This is a genomic window from Luteibacter aegosomatis, from assembly GCF_023078455.1.
Lineage (GTDB): Bacteria > Pseudomonadota > Gammaproteobacteria > Xanthomonadales > Rhodanobacteraceae > Luteibacter > Luteibacter aegosomatis.
This window is the reverse complement of record NZ_CP095740.1, coordinates 2,978,768-3,002,637: the sequence shown is the minus strand read 5'-3', so window position 1 is coordinate 3,002,637 and position 23,870 is coordinate 2,978,768. Positions and strand designations below refer to the sequence as shown.

The window sequence follows — 23,870 nt, the reverse complement described above, 5'->3', positions numbered from 1 at the left end:
GTCAACGCTTCCCCTTGGCGAGTACCCACTCGGGAACCGGCTTGAGGTCCCATACGAGGCCGCAGGCCTGCATGGCCTTCAGGCCGTACCAGGTGAGGTCGATTTCCCACCATCGAAACCCTTGCCGGGCCGAACCCGGGAAGAAATGGTGGTTGTTGTGCCAGCCCTCGCCGAAGGTCAGCACGGCGAGCCACGGATTGTTCCGGCTGTCGTCGCGGGTGGAGAAGCGGCGGGAACCGAAGCGATGGGCGAGGGAATTGATGGTGACCGTGGCGTGGAACAGTACGACGGTCGAGACGAAGAACCCCCATACCAGCAGCTGGGCACCGCTCGTTCCCCACGACGGAACGAACGCGTTCAGCGCCGCGCCGAGGGCGTAGAGAAAGACGGCGAGGGCGACGGGCACCACGAGGTCGTAGCGGTCGAGCCAGCGCAGCTCGGGGTAATGGCGCAGGTCGGGCAGGCGGTCGAGGTCGGTGGCGAACGCGGCGGGGGTCAGGAACCACCCGGCATGGCTCCACAGGAATCCATGGACGCGCGGCGAATGCGGATCGCGCGGGGTGTCCGCGTGGATGTGGTGGTGTCGATGGTGCGCCGCCCACCACAGCGGGCCGCGCTGGACACAGGCGGCACCGATCACGGCGAAGACGAACTGGACGGCGCGGGAGGTGCGGAACGCGCGATGGGAAAAATAGCGATGGTAAAAGCCCGTCAGCGCGAACATCCTCACGGCATACAGCAGGACGGCGACGACGATCGCCACGGGAGAGACGCCCACCCAGACCACGGCGGCGCAGGCCAGGTGCATGGCCAGGAAGGGCGCGGCCCGCCACCAGTCGATCTGGTTATCGTCCGCCGCGACGGGGGCGGCCTGGCCGTCGAACCACAGGCGAAGACTGCGCAGGCGGGACCGGCGTGGCGGCGAAACGGGAGAGTGGGCGACGGGGTTCATCGATGGGTTCCTGACCTGTCCTCAGTCGCTTACGTGAAATACCGCCGATTGGATGCACTGTCGGGCTGCGTTAACTCTGGCGCCTGAATAACCGATTGATTTGTATGGTATATTTTCGTGCGTTCGCGAAGCGCAGCACCGGAGCGACATCGCTACGCGTCGTAAAGCAACGCGGTGACGTCGTATCCATCAGTAAGGCTGACGGCAGTGGCGCGTGGTGGCGGTGCAGGCTGTTGATCTCCGCCATCCATTAAGACGCCGGTTGCCCAACGGTTGTTCCCTATCCCAATGCGCCGGACACGTGCCTGCAGAAGGTCGAGCTCGTAGGCATCCCCGTCGAGAGCAGCGCGCTGGATGTGGAAATCCCTGCTAGAGCGGTAGCATTTGCAGTTCTACCGGTCCCCAAGTGGTGCCGGAGGATCCGTGGCTGTCGATGCTGTGGTGATGGATGCGCGCAGCAGCGGTGCCGCTGGTGGAAGCCACGCGTGAAAAGCGCAATAAATTACGAATCCGGCGTCTGCTCAATTTTGCCGAATTTAACTACGTCGCATCTCGAAATCTGACACAAACCCAGATTAACCTCGCAGGCCGATCCAACCAGGGAAAGGTCATGCGCAACGCCGCGGCAATCGAAAGGGCTCGAGGTTTTTTGAAAGGGTTGTTCCACGGGAAGTGGATTTTCGCCGCCTTGCTGTTGTGCCTTGCCGGCATCGCGCAAGCCAAATCGACGTATGGAGCGCCATACATCCTCGTCGGATCGATTCAGAACGATGCGGTGTATTCCTCTGTCGGCGCCGGTGTTTCAGCGATATCGGCCGTGTATCAGAAGAACTGTCCCACCTGCACGATCTACGTCTACTACTACGACAACAATGCGTTGCAGCAGCGGACCGCCGCACAGGTCACGACTCAGCCGCATACCGTGGGTACCGCCGTCTGGGCCACCGAATACCCCACCAGTAATCCGGAGATCAACTTCGGCAGTTGCAACGTCTACTCCGGCGGCAATGGCGATGAGGCGCAAGACCACGGAGCGATGTGCCAGGCAGGGAATAACGTGCAGCCGTCGAGCACACTGGTGGCAGACCCCATCAACGCATCGAACGGAAACAAGTACGAGCAGGTACTCGATTTCAAGGTCGGTGATCTCGCCTTCCGCCGTTTCTACAACAGCTTCAACTACGTGGCGCCAGGATCCTTGGGAGCACATTGGCGTCATTCCTTCGATCGTGTGCTGCAGTTAGGGGTGGTCGATTCCGATGGCCATACTCCCACGTCCGCGCGATTGATTCGCCCGGACGGCACGGTCGAAACGTTCCAGCTGAACAACGGCGCGTGGCAGCCTCTCGTCAAGTCGAACTCGCTCGACAGCATGGTGGAAGAACACGATGCGTCAGGCACCCTGACGGGTTATCGCATCCTGATGGGCGGGCCGCAGGATACGGAGCGATATGACACCTCCGGCCACCTTCTGTCGATCACGAGCCTGCACGGTGACGTCACCACGCTCGAATACAGCACCACTATCAGCGCCGATGCGCCCGCGCTCGGCTTGCTCCTGAAGGTAACGGCGCCCTCGGGCAGGTCGCTTTCCTTTACCTACGATGCGTCTGCGCGTGTGAAGTCCATGGTTCTGCCCGACGGGCAGTCGCTTTCGTACGCCTATGATGGCAATGCGAATCTGGTGAGCGTCGGTTATCCGGACGGCAAGCAGACCACCTACGTTTATGGGGAGCTGGCGCAGACGGCGAACGTATCCCAGCCCGGTAAGCTCACCGGCATGATCGACGAAAAAGGCGTTCGTTTCGAGACGACGAAATACAACAGCGCGGGCTGGGGTATCGCCACGAGCCACGCGGGCGGCGCGGACGCCTTTTCCCTGGATTACGACCTAGGCCGTGCGTGGCTGACGAGTCCGTTGGGAGTCACGACCATTCTGGCATTTAATACGTCGCTTCCCCTGTCGAAGATATCCGGTTCGTCGGCACCCTGCGGCACGACATGCAACCAGCCCTACAAATCGGTTGCCTACGATACCAACGGCTGGCCGTCCAGCTATACCGATTTCAGGGGCACGGTCACGACGCTCGCCCATACGGTGGCAGGGCTTGAAACCCAGCGTGTCGAAGCCAAAGGGCAGGCCCAGCAGCGTACGACCGACACCACGTGGGACGAAACGCGTCGCCTGCCGTTACAGCGCACGATAAAGGATGCCTCGGGAAACCTGGTGGCCAAGTCGGGATGGGCATACAACGACCGCGGCCAGGTGGTGGCGGAGTGCGCCCAGGACCCCACAAAGCCTGACGCGACGGCTTATGTCTGCTCGGCATCGGGAACCGCCCCGGACGGCGTCCGGCGTACGGTCTACACCTATTGCGATACGACGGACACGACGACTTGCCCCCGGCTGAACTTGCCTTTGACGGAGACAGGGCCGAGAACAGATGTCGCCGACGTCACGCGCTACAGCTATTACCTCGATACCGACGAAGGCGGTTGTGGCAGCGCGGGCGGAACGTGTCACCGCGCTGGCGATCTTTTTCAGGCGACCGACGCCATGGGACATGTCCGGACCATCGTCGGGTACGACAAGGCGGGGCGCATTGCGAGGACGAAGGACGCCAATGGGGTCATAACAGATCTCGCCTATACCCCGCGCGGCTGGCTGTCCAGCCGAACCATCCGGGCGAATGCGGACGGAACGCCATCCGCTAGCGATGCCATCACTGCCTTGACATACGAACCCACCGGGATGCTCCATAGCGTCACGGATCCGGATGGCGTCACGGTGACGTACACCTACGACGACGCGCATCGACTGACGGACATAGTCGATGCGGCGGGAAATCGTGTTCACTACACGCTGGATGCAAGTGGCAACCGAATCAAGGAAGAGACCTTCGATCCACAGAACGTGTCCCGGCGCTCCCTGTCGAGGACGTTCAATACCCTGGGGCAGCTGGTAAAGGTCACGGATGGCCTGGGTCAGGTGACGTTCGACGCCACCGCCAGCGGCAGCTACGATGCCAACGGCAATCTGGTGTCAGCCAAAGACGCCCTCGGGACGATCCAAAAGATCGGCTATGACGGGCTCGACCGCGTGGTCAGCGGCGTCGCCAACGCCAACGGCACGGATGCTTCCAATTCAAGCACGATCAAACTCGCGCTCGACGCCCTGGATCAGGTCAAGTCGGTGACCGACCCCGATGGCTTGGTCACCAGCTACGGCTTCGATGGTCTGAGCAACCCCGTTTCCTTGACCAGTCCTGATACGGGCGCGCAGTCGTCCACCTTCGACGCGGCGGGGAACGCGCTGACGCAGACCGACGCCAATGCCACGATAGCGACGAAAGCCTATGATGCGCTGGGTCGCATGACGTCGGTCAGCTACACGGACGCCACGCTGAATGCCGCCTTCCACTACGATGAAGCCACGAGTGCCACTGGGTGTGCCAATTCGTTCCCCGTCGGTCGCCTCACCCGGGTCGTGGAGAACGCCGTTACCACGGTGTATTGCTATGACAACCAGGGGCGCGTGACCGAGCAGCGCCAGACGCAGGGCACGGTCACCGATACGACCGATTATGTCTACACCAAGGCCGGTCGTCTGGCCGCGGTCGCCTCCCCGAGCGGGCTGGTGACCGAATACGGACGGGATGCCGTCGGCCAGGTCACCAAAGTCACTGTCACCCCGGCCAAGGGCGTTGCGACCACCGTCGTCATTGCGGCCACCTACCTGCCTTTCGGGCCGGTCGCGAGTTATACGCTGGGCAGCGGTCAGACCATCTCCCGCAGCTACGATGCCAACTACCGATTCACCGATATCGTGAGCCCGGCGCTGAACCTGCATGTGGCGCGGGATGCGGTAGGCAACATCGTGGCCTTGGGCAACGCCGCGGGCGCGTTGCCGGCCATCGAAACCTACACGTACGATCCGCTCTACCGCCTTACCGGCGCGAAGAACGCCAGTGGGGCACTCGTTGAGTCTTACACCTACTCGAAGACCGGCGACAGGTTGACGAAGACCGCGCCGGGTCTGGCCACCGGCACCTACGGGTATCAAAGCGGCACGCATCGGCTCACGACCATCGGCACCGGGTCCCGGACCTACGATGCAAATGGGTCGACTACCGGCAACGCCGGTGCCGGCGTGGCATGGGGCTACGGCTACAACGGCCGAGGCCAGATGACCGTGCTCCAGCAGGCCGGCACGACGGTCGCGACCTATGCCTACGACGCGTCGGCCCGTCGCGTCGCCAAGACGGTCGATTCGGCCACCACCCGGTTCGCCTATGGCCCGGGCGGGCTGCTGGGCGAGTATGGTGGGGCATCACGTGATTATGTGTGGATGGACGACACTCCTGTGGCCGTGGTGGACGGGAGCACGGTGACCTTCGTGCATGCCGATGGCTTGAACACCCCCCGCGCGGTCACCAACGTCGACGGCGCGGTGGTCTGGTCGTGGGCGTACCAAGGCAATCCGTTCGGCGAGCAGGCGCCGACCTCGACCAGCGGTTATACGCTGAACCTGCGGTTCGCGGGTCAGTATGGGGACCGGGAAAGCGGGTTTCTCTACAACATTCATCGCTACTACGACAGCGCGACCGGGCGGTACATCCAGAGCGATCCCACGGGGTTAGCCGCGGGCATAACGACGTACTCTTACGTGGGCGGGACGCCGCTTATGCAGATTGACCCTGATGGTTTGGAAGGGATTGGCCCCTGGACTTTCGCACCTGGTGCGCAGCGCGATGAATACGAGGCCTATGAGCGATCATGTGATACGTTTGATTACGACGCATTTGCAGACTATGTCAGGGATAATGCAATCGATCCATCGATTGCGGTCTCAACGCTCGCCACAACACTGGGCATGGGGACGATGCCGAAGACTGCTGCGGAACTTCGAGGCTTAGGCATCGCCAAAACGGCGATGAATCCTTATACAAGTCAGCTCAGCAGGTGGTCCGGCAGACTTGGCACGCGATCGCTGCGGTTGATCGGCAGAACGGGTGCGGGAGTGGCTGCTGGAGCTATCGCTACTGGCGCAACCATTTTTGAGGGCTTTTACGACTTGAGCATTGAAGGTCAAGCGGCGACATTTGCCACGAAGACCAAGGTGTGTGGCTGCAAATGACGGGACAAGAATGCTATGTCGGTCAACATTGAGTTTCTCTCGCTTCAAAGAATCGCTGCCATCTTCAATATACCGGTGGAGCAGATCCGACTAGATTGGGTCTTCGGCAGTGACCTTAAGTCGAGTTTTCGATCTGACTTTGCACGAAATGAGTTCGACATTGTCAATGACGACATCCACGACGTTGCAGATAAGGATGCCTTGCGTCTTCTTGGCGAAGGGCATCTGGTGATTTCTACCGTCGGTAAATATTGCGAGTTCATGGTCAACTTAAGTCGGAAAAACCAGGACGTTGTCAGACGCGTGCTCACATCTAGCACCGGGCTTCCCGAAAGATCTGGGTTTTAAATCTGCAACGAGTGCGATGACCGCTACGCATGTCGGATCAGGATGAGGCCGCGCGGTATGTGCTGGAATTACCTCTCTGCGAGTGAGGTGGGACTACAACGAGGATGGCTTTTGAAAAACCAAGAAATTTGGCCCTGCTGGGGCTTTTGCCGGGAGGGGTAATGCTGCCGATGAAGCTGTGACACACTCATTTAACGCGCGCGCGTTGTTCTTGAGCCTGTCTTTTTCGACTGCGTATCCTGTGTCAGCGATGGCCAATAAACAGGATGTGCCGGTGCGTCTCTCTGGAGATTTAGACCTTAGCGCTGCTCAGCAGGCGACACTGGGTCGCGAGGCCATCTAAGGATCAGATGACGCTGCTTGCAGACTGGCTAGCTACCATTCCATTGTGAGAGGTGATCGCGCAGCCATGATTAAGTGGTACACCATTGGTGCTGAGAACGGTGATGCCGGCCGTGCCTATGGCCTTTTCGGCTTGCTTCGCAATAGCGAGAATGAAGAGGAGCGCAAGCGTGCTTCTTTTTGGCTACATAAGGCTGCGGATGCGGGGCTTCAATACGCAAAAGACGAACTAAAGGCGGCCGAAAAGCAGCCGAAGCGTCCAGCGCGAGCCCAGCCGGAACATCCGTAGAGCAAAGAGCGAGCATGTCGCCATGCGCAGGAGGCTGGAACGCACCGAGCACGACGAGAGTAAGTGGTGTAAGGGTCTCTTCTGGTGAAATCGGAGGTAGCCGGTATCCCTTCACTTGGCCCACTGGCAACTTTTCCATCCATGATTCGTCGATGTTCAGTTTTTCTCGAACTGTTGATTGCATCGGCGAATGTGAACGCCACAAGTGCAAATCATTCCGACTATGTCCCTGATAAGAGAACGGCTGAAGCGGTAGGGCTTGCAGTTCTGCAAGCGAGATTTGGCGAGGCTGAGGTGAAAAAGCAACTTCCGCTAACCGTGATTCATGGACGCGGGAACGTATGGATCGTCCAAGGAAATGCGTCGCAGCCGACGGCGACTGGCGGCGGAATGGCGGTGTGGATCGACCAAAATTCGGGGTGTATCGTCAATGTCATGGCTTACATGAAGTAGGTTTCCGAAAGCCTACATCCCGCCTACGTCCAATCGAGGTAACTAATGCGTGGTTTTAGCTTCCCCACGACGCCGCTGATGAGTGATTTTTTCTTACAACAAGGTGAGCCTGACGTTGTGAAGTGGGACGTTATTTCGGTCAGCGACAGGCAATCAATACGGATTCTGGTTGACGCAGTGACTCCGCTTCGGCCCCAAGGTTTGTGGTTGCGGTGCGATGAGGGGATTGAAGTAGCCGGTGAGCGGAAAGAACAAACCGTTCTTATGTTTCATGATGCTCCCCATGAGGTCGAGATGGTCTGTCACTCTGGGAATGGCCTCTTGAGCCTATACAACGTGTGGGAAGACAATAAGCAGCGAAGGTCTCAACTTCGTATGACCGGTATGAAAAAACGGCCTATAGAAGGTGGATATCAGTATCAATGCACGGATACGGGACCAGAAGCGGATTTCTCTCGTTTTGTTTTCAAATTGCTCATCGGCTAACTAATTTCCTTTTCTCGTGGCTGATCTGGGTGTAATGGTCGAAAATGCGGCGAGAAATCGTGTTCACTACACGCCGGATGCAAGTGGCAATCGGAGCCCTCAGCACTCTTTGATGAGCTATGGTTTCGATTCTTGCAGGGTGGGGCGGTCGATGGATTCGACGATTTTGTGAGGTAGGGAAGTACCGCCCGCCTTCATTGCTGCTCAACACCGTCCGAACCACAAGGCCTTGGATGGGATTGAGTGTTTTTAGTAAAGAGTCTATACGCATGGAGGCCGCCGTCACACAGATCAAGGATTGGCCACACGTCTACAAGGCTTTTCGTGACAATCGTTCCTGCAACGGTGAGAGCGTGGTCGAGGTATGGAGCGCCTACAGCGAAGTGATCGCGACACTCTTGGCTGATCACTGGGACGACGTCGGTGAGCTTTCTGGACTGGTCTCTGCTCACCCAGACTTCAAGGCATTCGTCATTAAACATCTAGAAGATGAGACGATCCCTGAGAACGTCCTGAGCGCGATCAGGCAGCATGCTGCGCATGAATGCCGTCCAGGTTTGGAGTGGCTATGCAAGGAGCTGGCGGCGGCAACGAAGTAGCCGCGCTGCTGACAGCGTTGATTCTTGTTTGCCAGTGCGAAGCATCGCCTGAGATTGCAGGAGGGGACAACGGCCGCTTGACTCTAGAGTTACATCCAGGGTCTAGACTTGGCCTCATGAATACGCCAGCCTCCCTCACCATCGGCCGCATCGCGCAGAGCGCGGGCGTGGCCATCGATACGATCCGGTTCTATGAGCGGGAAGGGCTGCTGCCCGAGCCGCGCCGTCGGCCGTCCGGTTACCGGGAATACGACCAGGGCACGGTGTCGCGCCTGCGGTTCATCCGGCGGGCCAAGGACCTGGGGTTCACGCTCGACGAGATTCGCGAACTGCTGTCCCTGTCGGCCGAGCGCCATGGCGGTGTCGAGGGCGTGCGGGAGCGCGCCGCGGCACGGTTGAAGGCGATCGATGAGCGCATCGCCGAGTTGCAGCGGGTGCGCGACGGTCTCTCCGACTTGATCGATGCCTGTCCGGGGCACGGCGCGCCGGAGGACTGTCCGATCCTGAAGGCGCTGACGGAGCCGCGCGCATGAGCCATACCTGCTGCTCGCACGGCACGGCCACCAAGGCCGCGACCGCGGTGGACCCCGTATGCGGCATGACCGTGGATCCGGCCAAGACGCCGCATCACGCCACGCACGATGATCACGCGTACCACTTCTGCGGCGCCCGTTGCCGCGAGCGCTTCGTGGAGGACCCACAAACGTTCCTCGGGCCGAAGGAACCCGAAGCGTCGATGCCCGCGGGAACGATCTATACCTGCCCGATGCATCCCGAGGTGCGCCAGGAAGGCCCGGGCTCCTGCCCGAAATGCGGCATGGCCCTGGAGCCCGCCATGCCCTCACTGGACGACGACGGTGAGGTGCGTGCGCTCGGGCTCCGTCTCGGCGCGCTGGTGGCCCTCACCTTGCCGGTTTTCGTCGTGGCGATGGGGCCGCATCTGTTCGGATGGATGTGGCCCTCGCCGTGGGATGCCGTCGCGTCGTGGGGCGAGGCCTTGCTCGCGACCGTGGTGGTGCTGTGGGGCGGCGTGCCGTTCTTCGCGCGTGGTTGGCGTTCGCTCAGGCCGTGGTCGCCGAACATGTACACGCTCATTGCGCTGGGTACGGGCGTGGCGTGGGTCTACAGCATGGTGGCCTTGCTGGCGCCCTCGCTGTTTCCGCCCGCGATGCGCGGCATGCACGGGCGCGTGGACGTGTATTTCGAATCCGCCGCCGTGATCGTCACGCTGGTGACGCTCGGCGATTTCCTCGAGCTGCGTGCGCGTCGCCGAACGGGCGAGGCGCTTCGCGGGCTGCTCGGCCTGGTACCGAAGACGGCGCGGCGCATCGATGCCGACGGCAACGAGCGTGACGTGCCGATCGACCACCTGCGGGTCGGTGACACGGTGCGCGTGCGTCCCGGCGAAAACGTACCCGTCGACGGCACGGTGCTCGACGGCGAGAGCCACGTCGACGAATCGATGCTTACCGGCGAGCCGATGCCCGTCGCCAAGCACCTCCACGACCGGCTCACGGGCGGCACGCAGAATCGGCACGGCGCGCTGACCATGCGCGTGGACCACGTCGGCAGCGACACCGTGCTCTCACGCATCGTGACGATGGTCGCCGAGGCACAGCGCTCGCGCGCGCCCCTGCAGCGTGTGGCCGATCGCGTGGCCGCCTGGTTCGTGCCGGGCGTGGTGGCCGTGGCCGTGCTGTCGTTCCTGGGCTGGTGGTGGCTGGGGCCGGAACCCCGGTTGGCGCATGCCTTGGTCGCCGCCGTATCGGTGTTGATCATCGCCTGCCCGTGTGCGCTCGGCCTGGCCACGCCCATGTCGATCATGGTGGCCAGCGGGCGGGGCGCGAGGGCGGGCGTGCTGTTCCGCGATGCCGCCGCCATCGAGCGTTTGCGTGAGGTGGATACGCTGGTCTTCGACAAGACCGGTACCCTGACGGAGGGGCGTCCGGTACTGAAGGAGATCCGCGCGTTCGGACATGGACGTGCGGAGGTGCTGGCCCTGGCGGCCGCCGTCGAACGGCCCAGCGAACATCCGCTGGCGGAGGCCATCGTCGCCTCGGCGGAAGGCGAGGGCGTGGCCATCCCCGACGTGTCGGGCTTCCAGGTCATGGTGGGACGAGGCGTGAGCGGCCGGGTGGATGGTCATGACGTGGCGCTGGGCAACGCGCGACTGATGGAAGGCGAGCGTGTCGAGATCGGTGCCGCCGACGGGTTTGTCGACGCCGAGCGGGCGAAGGGCGCGACGGCGATGTACCTCGCGCTGGACGGCCGGCTCGCGGCGGTCTTCGTGCTGGCCGACGTGGTGAAGGCATCCGCGCATCCCGCGTTGGCCGCGCTGCGCGAGGCCGGACTTCGTCTTGTCATGCTGACCGGCGACAACGAAGTGACCGCGAAAGCGGTGGCATTGTCTCTGCCCATCGACGAAGTGCATGCCGGTGCCTCGCCGGAAGACAAGGCCGACATCGTGCGTTCGTTGAAGGACCGTGGGCATCGCGTGGCGATGGCGGGCGACGGCGTGAACGACGCGCCCGCGCTGGCCGCGGCGGACATCGGCATCGGCATGGGCAACGGCAGCGACATCGCGATCGAGAGCGCGTCGGTCACCCTGCTCAAGGGCGATCTGGCCGGTATCGAGCGCGCCCGCGCGCTGTCGGAGGCGACGGTGCGGAACATCCGGCAGAACCTGTTCTTCGCGTTCGTCTACAACGCGGTGGGCGTGCCGTTGGCGGCGGGCGTGTTGTATCCGCTGCTGGGCATCACGTTGTCGCCGATGGTGGCGGCGCTGGCGATGAGCTTGAGTTCGGTATCGGTGGTGGGGAATGCGTTGCGGTTGAGGTCGTCGCAGGCTTGATTCGCCGATACGATCGGCTCCCACCCCTTCGGTAGCAAGGCTTCAACGACCTGGCCTACCGAAGGGGTGCTCGGGAATGCGTTGCGGTTGAGGTCGTCGCAGGCTTGATTCGCCGATACGATCGGCTCCCACCCCTTCGGCAGCAAGGCTTCGACGACCTGGCCTACCGAAGGGGTGCTCGGGAATGCGTTGCGGTTGAGGTCGTCGCAGGCTTGATTCGCCGATACGATCGTCTCCCACCCCTTCGGTAGCAAGGCTTCGACGACCTGGCCTACCGAAGGGGTGCTCGGGAATGCGTTGCGGTTGAGGTCGTCGCAGGCTTGATTCGCCGATACGATCGGCTCCCACCCCTTCGGTAGCAAGGCTTCGACGACCTGGCCTACCGAAGGGGTGCTCGGGAATGCGTTGCGGTTGAGGTCGTCGCAGGCTTGATTCGCCGATACGATCGGCTCCCACCCCTTCGGCAGCAAGGCTTCGACGACCTGGCCTACCGAAGGGGTGCTCGGAAATGCGTTGCGGTTGAGGTCGTCGCAGGCTTGATTCGCCGATACGATCGGCTCCCACCCCTTCGGTAGCAAGGCTTCGACGACCTGGCCTACCGAAGGGGTGCTCGGGAATGCGTTGCGGTTGAGGTCGTCGCAGGCTTGATTCGCCGATACGATCGGCTCCCACCCCTTCGGCAGCAAGGCTTCGACGACCTGGCCTACCGAAGGGGTGCTCGGAAATGCGTTGCGGTTGAGGTCGTCGCAGGCTTGATTCGCCGATACGATCGGCTCCCACCCCTTCGGCAGCAAGGCTTCGACGACCTGGCCTACCGAAGGGGTGGGAGCCGATCGCATCGGCGAATGGGAGTGCCGCGACGCGGATCGTTACTTGACGTCGAACGAAGGCGGTGCATCCGCCGCCTTGCCCGCCCAGCCCTTGTTCGGCTTATCGGACAGGTCGAATTCCAGCGTACCGCCCTTCAACGCGAACGACTCCGGCAACCACGAGCGATCGCTCGGCTTGCCGTCGACCTTGAGCGATTGCACATACGGCCGGCCCTGGCCGGCCTTCGGCGCGAGGATGGTCACGTCGCCGCCGTCGCGATGCACCACGGCCTTGGTGAACAAGGGACTGCCGACCACCAGCTCCGCGCGGCCGGGAATCGACGGATACGCACCCAGCGCCGCGAACACGTACCACGACGACATCTCGCCGAGGTCGTCGTTGCCGGGAATACCGTTAGGTGCGTTCACCCAGAGCGTGTCGAGCACGCGGCGCACCAGCTCCTGCGTCTTCCACGGTTGGCCGGCGAAGTTGTAGAGCCACGGCGTGCCGATGGAGGGTTCGTTGTCGAGTTCGGCGTGCAGCGGGCCGGACTTGGTGACCGCGAAGGTGCCGTCGGGCTGGTAGAAGAAGGCGTCCAGGCGCTTGCGCGCCTTTTCCATGCCGCCCATGGCCTCGAACAGGCCGTGCACGTTGAACGGCACCATCCATACGTATTGCGCGGCACTGCCTTCGACGAAGCCGTCTTCGGTGGACGGCGTGAAGGCGTGCGGCGCCTCCTTGTCGTCGTCCTTCACCAGCGCCCAACTGCCGTCGGCGTTGCGGTTGCGGATGTAACCGCCCTCGGGGGTGGCCTTGGGATCGAACAGGTTGCGCCAGTACTGCGCGCGGGCGAGGAAACGCTGCGAGGTGGCCTTGTCGCCGAAGCGCTCGGCCAGCGCGCTGAGGCCGAACTCGGCGGTGACCAGTTCCAGCGTATCGGCCGCCGGCCCCCAGGCGGGCGCGCCGACCGGGACGTAGTGCAGCTTCAGCCACTGGTCGAGCCCCGGGCGCTGCCCGACGCACTCCACTTCGCAACCTTCGTGCGAGGTGTCGAGCGCGGTCGGGTTGTCCGCCGCGTGGACGAGCGAGGCGAGGGCGCCCTTGGCGTCGAAATCGCGCGCGCCGAAGGCGTAGATCCCGGCCACGGCGGGCGCGGACGGATCGCCGTTCATCACGTGGGTCGCGCCGGTGTTGTGTGTCCAGCGATCCCACACGCCGTTGTTCTGCCTGGCCTGGTTGAACAGGCTCTGCGCGATGTCGCTGCCGATCTTCGGCTCCAGCCACGAGACCAGCTGGAGCTGTGAACGGTAGACGTCCCAGCCGGAGAAATTGGCGTACTGAGCCTTCTGGGTGCCTTCGACGCGATGCACCTTGCCGTCGAAGCCGCTGTATTCGCCGTTGACGTCGCTGTACACGTTGGGCGTCATGAGCGAGTGGTAGAGCGCGGTGTAGAACACCGTGCGCTGGTCGGGCGTGCCGCCCTCGATGTCGATCCGCGAGAGTTGCCGGTTCCACGCCGCCACGGCCTTGTCGCGCAGCGCGTCGAAGGTGGTGCCCTTCGGCGCCTCGGCATCGAGGTTGGCCTGTGCGTTGGCCTCGCTCACGTAGGAGATGCCGACGCGCAGGTTCACCTCCTTCGTGCCCTTGGCGAACGACACCCATGCGCCGGAGCCCGTGCCTTTCTCCGGGAAACCCTTGGCGCCATAGCCGCTTCCGCCGGCACTGGACGTGCCGCCGCGTTTCACTTCGGCATCTTTCCAGGTGCCGGTACCGGCGAACGGCTGGTCGAATTCGATCACGTAGTGCAGCGTGTAATAGCTGCGCTTGTCGGCATCGTTGATGTAACCGCAGAAGTTGCCGCTGGTCACTTCGCCGCTCACGCGATGCCGCGCGGCGTCCACGGTGACGGTGGCTTTCTCCGAACCCACTTCGGAATCCGAGGCGCGCACCAGCACGTTCGCGGGCTTGTCGGCGGGGAATGCGAATCGCGCCGCGCCGCTATGCAGCGCCGCGGTGAGATCCACGGTGACGCCGTTGTCGAGCGTGACCTGGTAATGCCCCGCGCGCGCCTTCTCGTTCGCATGCGAGAACTTGGAGGCGTAAGCGTGGCGGAAATCCGAACTCGGCGAGACGCTCACGTCATCCGTGATGGGCATGATCGGCACGTCACCCGACGCGCCCGCGCAACCCCACCCTTCGACGTTGGTGAGGCTGAAGCCGCGGATGCTGTCGGCGCGGTATTCGTAGCCGCCGGCCGAGGCGATCGGCGACTTCTTGCCGGGGATCGGCGATTCCTCCGGGCTGAACTGCAGCATCCCGAAAGGCACCACGGCACCGGGGAAGACGTCGCCGCCGTTGGTCGTGCCGATGAGCGGGTTGACCAGGCTGGCGGGGGCGTCGGTGGCACCGGCCAGGGCGGGAATCAGGGCGGCGGCGAGGGCGATCGGCTGGAAGGCGCGCAAGGGACGGTCTCCACGAAAAGACAGGATTTGTCTCGATTGAAATACCGCTGGCGCGGGATGTCCCGTGCCATGGGTCACGGCTTTACCACTGGATGCCGTTATCGGGCTTCACCGGTTCCAGGTCATGGGCCTCGCCGAGGCCGTCGCGCAGGTCGATCTCGATGGCGCGGGTAAGGGTGGTCAGCGGCACGTCGTCCTCGAGATTCTCGAACGGGTTCTGCATGTCGTTGCCGATCTGCAGGAGGGCGAGGAAGAGGAAGCCCGCCACGGTTGAGCCCAGCGGCGTGTACAGGCCCAGCGTTTCGACGAGGCCCAGCGGCAGCAACAGGCAGAAACCGTGGGTGAAGATGGCCGGGTAGGTGGCGTATTGCTGCGGCAGGGGCGTGTTCTTGATCCGCTCCATGCCGCCCTGGGCGTTGGTGATGTCGCCCATCGTGCGCGCGAAGCTGGCGAGCAGGATGGGATCGGGCTTTGCCCCGGCCAGGATCGACGCGGTGCGCGCATGGATGGCGTTGGGCACGTTGGCGACGCCGCGCAGGCGCTCCAGCTCGTCGACCGGGAGGCGACCGGCCAATTCGTCCCAGGGTACCTGCCGGCGCAGGTGCAGGCGAAGCGCGTGCACGTAGGCGATCTGGCGGTGGGCCACGGTCGTGGCCACGTTCCGATCGGCGAGCAGGGTGATGGCTTCGCGGGCCAGGGAGCGCGAGGCGTTGACCATCGCGCCCCACAACGTGCGGGCTTCCCACCAGCGGGCATAGGCGGTGGTGTTGCGGAAACTCAGGTACACGGCCACGGCCGAGCCGAGCAGGGTGAGCGGCAAGGCGGGGAATTCCACCCATCCCGGGTGCACGAAGTACCACAACGCCGTCACGGCGACGTCCCAGGCCAGCAACCACACGAGCGGCCGGCCGACGTAGCGGAGGATATGGCCGAGGTGGGCGCGACCCGGGAGGATCATGCGTCGTGTTCGCGCTGGATGGCTTCGGACAGCGGGATGAAGCGGTCGCTGGCCTGGTCGAGCACGGAGACGTTGCCGTCGCCGATGTTGTAGACCCAGCCCTGCAAGGTGATGGCGCCGTTCGCCCGCGCGGCGGACACGGCCGGATGCGTGCCCAGGTGGGCGAGTTGCAGGCGCACGTTCTCCTGCGTCACGGCCTCGAGCGCTTCGCGACCTTCGAGCTTGCGCGCGAACACGGCGCTCCGCGCCGCCTCCGCATTGCGCAGCCACGCGGTGACGGTGGGCAGGTCTTTCGTGCTTTCGGGGTTGAGCAAGCCTTTCATGGCGCCGCAGTCGGTATGGCCGCAGACCACCACGTTGCTTACGCGCAGCACGGCGACCGCGAACTCCACCACCGCGGATACGCCACCCAGCATCTCGCCGTAGCCGGGCACGATGTTGCCGACGTTGCGGCAGACGAAAAGCTCGCCGGGCCTCGTCTGGGTGATCATCTCGGGCACCACGCGGGAGTCCGCGCAGGTGATGAACAGGGTATGCGGGCTCTGGCCTTCGGCCAGTTCGCTGAAGAGCTCCTGGCTTTCGGGAAAGACGTTCTGGCTGAAGCCTTCCACGCCCTTGAGCAGGCCGAGCAGGCTGTCGTTGCGGGTTTCCTGGGTCATGCGCTCACCTTGGAGGTCAGATGACGCAGTTTAAGGCAAAGCTCAAGCCAGCGGATTCGGCTCCGTATGGTTCGTGTCGCGTCGTGATTCGCCGATACGATCGGCTCCCACCCCTTCGGTAGGGCGGGTTGCGGAGCGCCGTGGTCGTCCCGAGACGCGCCGATGCGGTCGGCTCGCACTCCCTAGGTAGGCCGGGTTGTCGAAACCGTGCTACCGGAGGGGTGGGAGCCGATCGTATCGGCGAAGGGTCTGGCCTCAGGCCTCGACGTCTTCCTTGTACGCATCCACCGGAATGCACGCGCACATCACGTTCTTGTCGCCGTAGACGTTGTCCACGCGCGACACGGGCGGCCAGTACTTCGAGAGCTTCAGCGACGGAAGCGGGAACGCGGCCAGTTCACGGGGGTAGGCGTGGGTCCACTCGCTGCCCGTCACCATGGTGGCGGTGTGGGGGGCGTTGCGCAGCGGGTTGTCCTCGCGGTCGAGGCGCCCGTCTTCCACGGCGCGGATTTCCTCGCGGATCTGGATCATGGCGTCGATGAAGCGGTCGAGCTCGTGCCGCGACTCGCTCTCGGTGGGCTCCACCATCAGCGTGCCGGCCACCGGGAACGACAGCGTGGGCGCGTGGAAACCGAAGTCGATGAGGCGCTTGGCCACGTCTTCGGCGCCGACGCCCGTGGCGTCCTTGAGCGGGCGCAGGTCGAGGATGCACTCGTGCGCCACCAGGCCGTTACGGCCCGTGTAGAGCGTCTTGTAGTGCGGCGCGAGGCGCTTGGCGATGTAGTTGGCGTTGAGCAGCGCCACCTGGGTGGCCTTGCGCAGGCCTTCGGTGCCCATCAGCGTGATGTACATCCACGAGATCGGCAGGATGGAGGCCGAGCCGAACGTGGCCGCGCTGACCATGCCCACGTCGCCTTCGCCGCCGAAGGCGCGCGGGAGGAACGGGGCGAGGTGCGACTTGACCGCGCACGGGCCCACGCCCGGGCCGCCGCCGCCGTGCGGGATGCAGAAGGTCTTGTGCAGGTTGAGGTGGGAGACGTCCGAGCCCCACTTGCCGGGCTTGGCCACGCCCACCAGTGCGTTCATGTTGGCGCCGTCGGTGTACACCTGGCCGCCGTGCTTGTGCACGATGTCGCAGATGGCGACCACGTCTTCCTCGAACACGCCGTGCGTGGAGGGATAGGTGATCATGATCGCGGCGAGGCGGTCGGCGTATTTCTCGGCCTTCTCGCGGATGTCGTCGACATCGACGTTGCCGTTGGCGTCGCAGCGCGTGACCACCACCTGCATGCCCACCAGCTGCGCGGACGCCGGATTGGTGCCGTGTGCGGATTCGGGAATGAGGCAGATGTCGCGATGGCCTTCGCCGCGCGAGCGGTGGTACGCGCGGATGGCGAGCAGGCCGGCGTATTCGCCCTGCGCGCCGGAGTTGGGCTGCAGGCTCACGGCGTCATAGCCGGTGCACTCCACCAGCATCGCTTCGAGTTCGTCGATGAGCTGCTTGTAGCCTTGCGCCTGGTCGGCCGGGGCCAGCGGATGGATGTTGGCGAATTCCGGCCACGTCACCGGGATCATCTCGGCGGTGGCGTTGAGCTTCATGGTGCACGAGCCCAGCGGGATCATCGTGCGGTCGAGCGCGAGGTCCTTGTCGGCGAGGCCGCGCAGGTAGCGCAGCAGCTCGTGCTCGCTGTGGTGCGTGTTGAACACCGGGTGCTGGAGGAAGTCCATGCCGCGCAGCAGCGCCTTCGGCAGCGCGTCGTGCGCTTCGGCGTCGATGGCGTCCACGTCGATGGCGGCGCCGAAGATGCCGGCAAGCGTGGCGAGATCGGCGCGGGTGGTGGTTTCGTCGAGGCTGATGCCGACGCTGGAGGCGTCGATCGCACGCAGGTTGACCCGAACCGCCGCGGCCTTGGCGTGGATGGCCTTGGCATCGACGCCGGTGACGTGCAGGGTGTCGAAGAAGTCGCCGCCCACGGCGACACCGGCGCGGCGCAGCGCGACGGTGAGGATGGTGGCCAGGCGATGCGTGCGGCGTGCGATGCGCACCAGGCCTTCCGGACCGTGGTACACGGCATACATGCTCGCCATCACGGCCAGCAGCACCTGCGCGGTGCAGATGTTCGAGGTGGCCTTCTCGCGGCGGATGTGCTGTTCGCGGGTCTGCAGCGTGAGGCGGTAGGCCGGCTTGCCTTCCGCATCGACGGACACGCCGATCAGGCGGCCCGGCATCGAGCGCTTGTACGCATCGCGACAGGCCATGTACGCCGCGTGCGGGCCGCCGAAGCCGAACGGCACGCCGAAGCGCTGCGTGTTGCCCACCACGATGTCGGCGCCCCAGCTGCCGGGCGACGCGATGAGGGTGAGGGCGAGCAGGTCGGTGGCCACGCAGACGATGGCGCCGCGGGCGTGCGTCGCCTCGGCCACGGCGGTGTAGTCGTGGATGGTGCCGAAGGTGTCGGGGTATTGCAGCAGCACGCCGAAGCTGTCGACCGAAGAGGCCTCGGCGTCGTCGCCCACGTGCAGCTCGATGCCCAGGCCCTCGGCGCGCGTGCGCACCACTTCGAGGGTCTGCGGATGCACGCCCTTCGACACGAAGAACACGTTCGACTTGGACTTGGCCGAACGCTTGGCCAGGGTCATCGCCTCGGCGGCCGCCGTGCCCTCGTCGAGCAGGGAGGCATTGGAGATATCCATGCCGGTGAGGTCGGCGACCATGGTCTGGAAGTTGATCAGGGCTTCCATGCGGCCCTGGGAGATTTCCGCCTGGTAGGGCGTATAGGCCGTGTACCAGGCCGGGTTCTCGAGCACGTTGCGCAGGATGACGTTGGGCGTGAGCGTGCCGTAGTAACCCTGGCCGATGAAGCTGCGGAACACCTGGTTGCGATCGGCCAGCGCGCGGATCTTCGCCAGCGCCTCTTCCTCGGTGACCGCCGCGGGCAGGGCGAGCGGGGCGGGCGACTTGATGGCGCCGGGAACGATGGCGTCGGTCAGCGCGTCGAGCGTGCCGTGGCCGACCACGGCGAGCATGTCGGCGATCTCGGCATCGTTGGGGCCGATGTGGCGCTCGATGAAAGCACCGTGGTTCTCGAGGTCGCGCAGCGAGGGAGAGGAGGTCTGGCTCATGGCGTTGGGGGCATCCGTAGATACGTGCCGTGCCGGCACGTGGGGCGCCCCTCTGTCCTTTTGCCTGAGAGTTTGGGGGTGGGTACCCCTTGCACCTTCGGCGCCGGATCGAACCGGTCTCTCCAGAGTGATGTCTCGCGCGGTGGTATGGGAGCCTGAGCGATTACGGGCGTTGCGCCTTCGGCAGCGGGTCCGTCCGCTTCTCCCACCGTGCGGTGAAGGCGGTGATTATACAAAGGTCGCCGGGCGGTAGGGGGAACCGCCGCACCGGCGCAGGCCGGTGCGGCGGTGATCGCGGATCCGGACGCCCTTACCAGGGGTCGATGCCGTCCTTGCTGGTGAAGGTGCCGGTCGGACCGCCGTCCAGGCGGGCCAGGCGGACGATTTCCTGCGCGCCCTCGGCCAGGGTCTGGTGGCCGCTGTGGCCGTTGAGGTCGGTCGCGGTGTAGCCCGGGTTCACGGCATGCACGAGGATGCCCTTGTCCTTCAGCTCCGCGGCGAGGATCACGGTAAAGAGGTTGAGCGCCGCCTTCGACCCGTTGTAGCCGAGCAGCTTCACCGCGGCGTATTCCCAGGTGGGATCGGCATTGAGCGCGATCGAACCCAGGCCGCTGGAGACGTTGATGATGCGTCCGGCCGAGGATTTTTCCAGCAGGGGAAGGAAGGCCTGGGTCACAGCCACGCTGCCGAAGAAGTTCGTGTCGAAGATGCGCCGCACGGCGGCGAGGTCGGCCGTGCCCGCCGGGCCGTCGGCCGGATCGACGATCGCGGCGTTGTTGACCAGTACGTCGAGGCGACCCTCCTGCGCGGCGACGTCCGCGGCGGCGGCCGCGATGGAGGACGGATCGTCCAGGTCGATGCGGACGACGCGCACGTTCACGCCCTCGGCGCGCAGCGTGTCCGCCGCCGCTTTCGCGCGGCCGGCGTCGCGGGCGCCGAGGAGCACGCGATGCCCGGCCTTGCCGAGCTGCCTGGCGGCTTCCAGTCCGATGCCCTTGTTGGCGCCGGTGATGAGGGTGATGCGATCTTGCGTGGTCATGGCGGGTTCCTCGTTGGTTAGGTGGCGGGTCGCCCCAAGAGTAGGTGGGAACCCCTCCCACGCTTTTACATTCGCATATGCCCGTCGTACCCACGGAAGCCCTAAAGCCTCGGAAAACACCGCGCCAGGCCCGCTCGGCGGCCACGGTCGCCGCCATTTTCGAGGCGACCATTCAGGTTTTGCTGGTCGACGGCTACGCGGGCCTGACCACGACCCGGGTAGCCGCCCGCGCGGGCGTGTCCGTCGGCACCATGTACCAGTATTTCCCGCACCGGAACGCGTTGCTGTACGCCGTGCTGGAGGACTACCTGGAAGATGTCGTCGCGGCCATGCATGCCGCGGCTTCCCGGCTGCGCGATGCGCCGTTGGCGGAGATCGCCGAGGGCATGGCCGGGGCCTACCTGGAGGCGAAACTCGACGGCATGCCCGGCACCCGGGCGCTGTACGTGGTGGCGGCCGAACTGGAAACGGCCGCCCTCGTTGCCGACATCGTCCGGCGCGCGGAGCGGATTCTCGCCGATCTCCTGCGCGGCGTTCCCGACACCCGCTTCGACGATCCCGACAGGATCGCCCGTGCGTGGCGCATCCTGCTGACCGGCACCGTCCAGGTCGTGCTCGAGAAGGACGCGTCCGCGGAAAGCATCGCGCTCCTGCGCAGCGAGCTGCCGGCGATGTCCCGAGCCTATCTGCTGGCGTCGTCCCTCAGGCACGGAAGCTTGCCCGCATGAAGGCCATGCAGGCTTCTTCGGAGGTATGGGGCCGCGACCAGCGGACGGATGTCTTCCGTGGCGAGATAGCGCAGGCGATCGGTGCCGTCGGTCACGGCGTCGAAGATCGCCTTCGCCACGTCGCGCGAGGCGCTTGGCCGTGGCGAAGGCTTCGTAGTCCGCCAATACGCCCATCCGGTCGGCCTCGCTGGCCGAGCGGCCGCCGAACCCGGTATCGAGCACGCCGCCGGGTTCGACGATCTTCACGGTGATGCCCTGCGAGGCCCGCTCGTAGGAGAGCGATCCGGAAAAAACCTTTACCCCGCGCGTCGGCATATGTCGGCCGGATTGCGTGCGTTCCTCGATCTGGTGCGGGGGGCGCAGGCCGCCCTGAGGCGCAGGCCCAGGCGTTTTCGAGGGACGCCCTCCGTCCGTGAGACGGCACGTAACCGGCGCTGTCGCCAGGTTGTTCGTCAGAATCGGACAAAGCTTCCGTTTCCTGTCGGCGGACGGATGCGGCCGGGGTAAGGGAAGGCTGGCGCTGGGGGCGGACCCCACTAGGTGAACGGATGGTCGCGGCGGCATAACGTGTTGAAAACAGGGTGCCTCGCTCATCGCCAAGGCATCGGCAGCCGCGGATGCCTCGCTTCGGCTTGAGCCATTCGCTTATCGACAAAGCGATTCGGCTGGCTAGTGTTGAGAGCGGACACAACAAGGAGACGTTATGAAGTCCGCATCCCCCTATCGACGTTCGCTGACATCCGCCATCGGCGCCATCCTCTTGCTTGGCCTTGCTCCTCACGCTTTCGCCTCGACGACCGAGGTCACCGACCCTCCGCTCATCGTCTTCGGCAAGCATGAAGGGCATATCCATGACCTGCTCGACGCGTCCGGCCCGGCTTCCCGGCGATCGACGGGGCTCGTTGCCGGCGACTTTCCCGTCGCCGACCCTCGCGCCCTGGCGCTCGTCGCCGCGAACGAACTGGAGAACCTGGGTGACGCGCGTGCGCGCCTATGGGAACTGTTCCACGCCGGCGTACCGGTTTTCGTGTGCATGGAGGGCGCCGAGCGGCAGGCGGTGGCCCGATTCTTCGGGATCGCGCCGCCCGCAGGCGACGTGATCTTCGTCCGCGAACCCGACGGCGACATCGACGTGCTGAGCGTGGCCTCCGGAAACACGCACTGGGATGCGCATTGGACCCATGCACTCGCGAAGGAACTGGTCGACTTCCAGCATCGTGCCGAAGAAGAGGGGGCCAAGGGGCGACTCGCCGCGACCCCCGAATCGGCCTCTGTCCCGATGTTGCGCATCCACGAGGGCGTGATCGACACCGGCAGCGACGAGATCACGGGGCGGTTGTCCATCGACGTCATCCGCAGCGCTACCCGCACCGGCGACGAGAAAGAAATCCACGTGCATACGTGGCCCTCCGTGACGCCCACGCGAGCCGGCATCCACGAAGGGCACAAGCAGGGCGAGAACCTCACGGCGGCCTACCTGCCATGGGTCTATCGCGTGAGCCACAGGGTAACCGCGACGAATGCGACGGCGTCGATGGTGGACTATCTCCCGCTCAGCGACGGCCGTACCGAGTTCGATTACGCCGAAACCAAGGAGAGGACCCTCGGCATCGGAGGCACGTCGGGCGATTCGCTTTCGGTCGACGGCAAGCCGGATGCCCTCCTGGCCGCGAAGATTCCCTTCAACCTGGCGTTCAACTATGCGTATACAAGCCGGGAGGAGCTTCGTTTCCGCTTCAACGACTACTCCCTCGTGGCACGCCCGACCGACAAGGGAACACGGATCCTGTGGGAGGCACCGATCGCTCCGGCATTGAAACACTCGCTCGTCGAACGCGTGTATGCGGACAAGGTGGAGCTCACTGAAAAGCGAATGACGCCGATGATGCGAAGCGCCACGATGGCGACGTGGTCGGGCTGGAAACTTCCGGGCGGTTACGAAGGCATGGCCAACGTGCGTATCGACCTCGGGTACGACCGTAACGAAAAGACATGGTGGTGGGAGCGTTCGGACTGGAAACATGACGACCGGACGATCGCGGTGTCGAAGTCGGTGTCCTACGACCTGGATCTTTCCCATCCCTTCCTCTCCAGCGAAATCACCGTGCTTCTTCGTTCCAACGAGGGTCTGGGAGGATGCATCGCGCAGGACGGCCAGGTGGTGAGACTGGCATCGTGCGATCCCACGAACCGCGCCCAGATGTGGGGCTTCGACAGCGAGGGGCGTTACGTCAATCGGGCCGACGGTCGATGCCTGCAGGCCGATCTCGATCGGCGCGTGCTGGTGACGGCACGGTGCTCGCTGTCGAACAACCAGGTGTGGGAGTGGCGGGCGGACCGTATCCATAGCGGTTATGGCGATCGTTACCACCGGCTGTACGTGGAAAACGGCAACCTGCGCTTTTTCGCGCCGGCCGGTCGGTTCGACGCCACCCCGGTCAATCCCCACGCTTCGGCGCTCAAGCCGTGGTCCGGATACCCCAACGCGCCACTGGCGGGCGAACTCGTGCCGGCGCCTTTCGGCACGCAAGCGGGAACCGTTCCCGCCGAGTGGATGGGGCGTTACGGCCCCGTCGGCGCGGAGCAGCGATGGACGCCGATCGTGTTGCGCGCCGGCCTGTAGATCGCAACGCC

At 64.4% G+C, this 23,870-nt stretch carries 16 protein-coding genes and 1 riboswitch; of the genes, 10 read left to right on the top strand and 6 right to left on the bottom strand.

The features are described from left to right. Window position 1: 1 nt before the first annotated feature. A complete protein-coding gene (locus L2Y94_RS13365) occupies window positions 2–952 on the bottom strand; it encodes an acyl-CoA desaturase (RefSeq protein ID WP_247367276.1) in 951 nt (316 codons plus the stop codon). A gap of 448 nt (window positions 953–1,400) precedes the next feature. On the opposite strand from L2Y94_RS13365, the gene L2Y94_RS13360 reads away from it, so the two are divergent. From L2Y94_RS13360 to L2Y94_RS13325, 8 genes are all read left to right on the top strand, one after another. After that, window positions 1,401–6,089, top strand: coding sequence for an RHS repeat-associated core domain-containing protein (locus tag L2Y94_RS13360; RefSeq protein ID WP_247367274.1), 4,689 nt, complete (start codon window positions 1,401–1,403; stop codon window positions 6,087–6,089). 15 nt (window positions 6,090–6,104) lie between these two features. Further along, the gene (locus L2Y94_RS13355) at window positions 6,105–6,437 is read left to right on the top strand and encodes a hypothetical protein (RefSeq protein ID WP_247367269.1); all 333 of its coding nucleotides are present in this window, start codon (window positions 6,105–6,107) and stop codon (window positions 6,435–6,437) included. A gap of 409 nt (window positions 6,438–6,846) precedes the next feature. Then, on the top strand, window positions 6,847–7,068 hold the full coding sequence (locus tag L2Y94_RS13350) for a hypothetical protein (protein WP_247367268.1): 222 nt from the start codon (window positions 6,847–6,849) through the stop codon (window positions 7,066–7,068). An 84-nt stretch (window positions 7,069–7,152) separates the two neighbouring features. Beyond that, window positions 7,153–7,521 carry an NTF2 fold immunity protein gene (locus L2Y94_RS13345; RefSeq protein WP_247367267.1) on the top strand — a complete coding sequence of 123 codons (369 nt, stop codon included), beginning with the start codon at window positions 7,153–7,155 and terminating at the stop codon, window positions 7,519–7,521. A 45-nt stretch (window positions 7,522–7,566) separates the two neighbouring features. After that, the gene (locus L2Y94_RS13340) at window positions 7,567–8,007 is read left to right on the top strand and encodes a hypothetical protein (RefSeq protein WP_247367265.1); all 441 of its coding nucleotides are present in this window, start codon (window positions 7,567–7,569) and stop codon (window positions 8,005–8,007) included. Window positions 8,008–8,276: 269 nt separating this feature from the next. Further along, complete coding sequence (locus tag L2Y94_RS13335; protein WP_247367263.1) at window positions 8,277–8,606, top strand: hypothetical protein; 330 nt, start codon at window positions 8,277–8,279, stop codon at window positions 8,604–8,606. A gap of 116 nt (window positions 8,607–8,722) precedes the next feature. After that, window positions 8,723–9,139: a heavy metal-responsive transcriptional regulator gene (locus L2Y94_RS13330; protein WP_247367261.1), complete on the top strand. Its 417-nt coding sequence runs from the start codon at window positions 8,723–8,725 to the stop codon at window positions 9,137–9,139. Further along, on the top strand, window positions 9,136–11,457 hold the full coding sequence (locus L2Y94_RS13325; protein ID WP_247367260.1) for a heavy metal translocating P-type ATPase: 2,322 nt from the start codon (window positions 9,136–9,138) through the stop codon (window positions 11,455–11,457). The genes L2Y94_RS13330 and L2Y94_RS13325 overlap by 4 nt, the downstream gene beginning before the upstream one ends. Window positions 11,458–12,326: 869 nt before the next feature. Here the strand turns inward: L2Y94_RS13325 and L2Y94_RS13320 are convergent. The 5 genes from L2Y94_RS13320 to L2Y94_RS13300 form a co-directional block, all read right to left on the bottom strand. After that, window positions 12,327–14,729, bottom strand: a complete 2,403-nt coding sequence (locus tag L2Y94_RS13320; protein WP_247367258.1) for a GH92 family glycosyl hydrolase — start codon at window positions 14,727–14,729, stop codon at window positions 12,327–12,329. A gap of 82 nt (window positions 14,730–14,811) precedes the next feature. Then, entirely contained in the window at window positions 14,812–15,687 is an 876-nt protein-coding gene (locus L2Y94_RS13315; RefSeq protein WP_247367256.1) for a bestrophin family protein, read from the bottom strand. Further along, on the bottom strand, window positions 15,684–16,346 hold the full coding sequence (locus L2Y94_RS13310) for a carbonic anhydrase (protein WP_247367255.1): 663 nt from the start codon (window positions 16,344–16,346) through the stop codon (window positions 15,684–15,686). Before L2Y94_RS13310 ends, L2Y94_RS13315 begins: the two co-directional genes overlap by 4 nt. Before the next feature lie 255 nt (window positions 16,347–16,601). Next, the gene (gene gcvP, locus L2Y94_RS13305) at window positions 16,602–19,469 is read right to left on the bottom strand and encodes an aminomethyl-transferring glycine dehydrogenase (protein WP_247367254.1); all 2,868 of its coding nucleotides are present in this window, start codon (window positions 19,467–19,469) and stop codon (window positions 16,602–16,604) included. A 42-nt stretch (window positions 19,470–19,511) separates the two neighbouring features. After that, a riboswitch (glycine riboswitch) is annotated at window positions 19,512–19,605 on the bottom strand. A gap of 174 nt (window positions 19,606–19,779) precedes the next feature. After that, window positions 19,780–20,508 (bottom strand): SDR family oxidoreductase, encoded by a 729-nt coding sequence (locus L2Y94_RS13300; protein WP_247367250.1) that lies wholly within the window; start codon window positions 20,506–20,508, stop codon window positions 19,780–19,782. Between the two features lie 77 nt (window positions 20,509–20,585). On the opposite strand from L2Y94_RS13300, the gene L2Y94_RS13295 reads away from it, so the two are divergent. Both L2Y94_RS13295 and L2Y94_RS13290 read left to right on the top strand, forming a co-directional pair. Then, the gene (locus L2Y94_RS13295) at window positions 20,586–21,236 is read left to right on the top strand and encodes a TetR/AcrR family transcriptional regulator (protein WP_247367249.1); all 651 of its coding nucleotides are present in this window, start codon (window positions 20,586–20,588) and stop codon (window positions 21,234–21,236) included. A gap of 703 nt (window positions 21,237–21,939) precedes the next feature. Next, window positions 21,940–23,859, top strand: a complete 1,920-nt coding sequence (locus L2Y94_RS13290) for an RICIN domain-containing protein (protein WP_247367248.1) — start codon at window positions 21,940–21,942, stop codon at window positions 23,857–23,859. Window positions 23,860–23,870 lie beyond the last annotated feature (11 nt).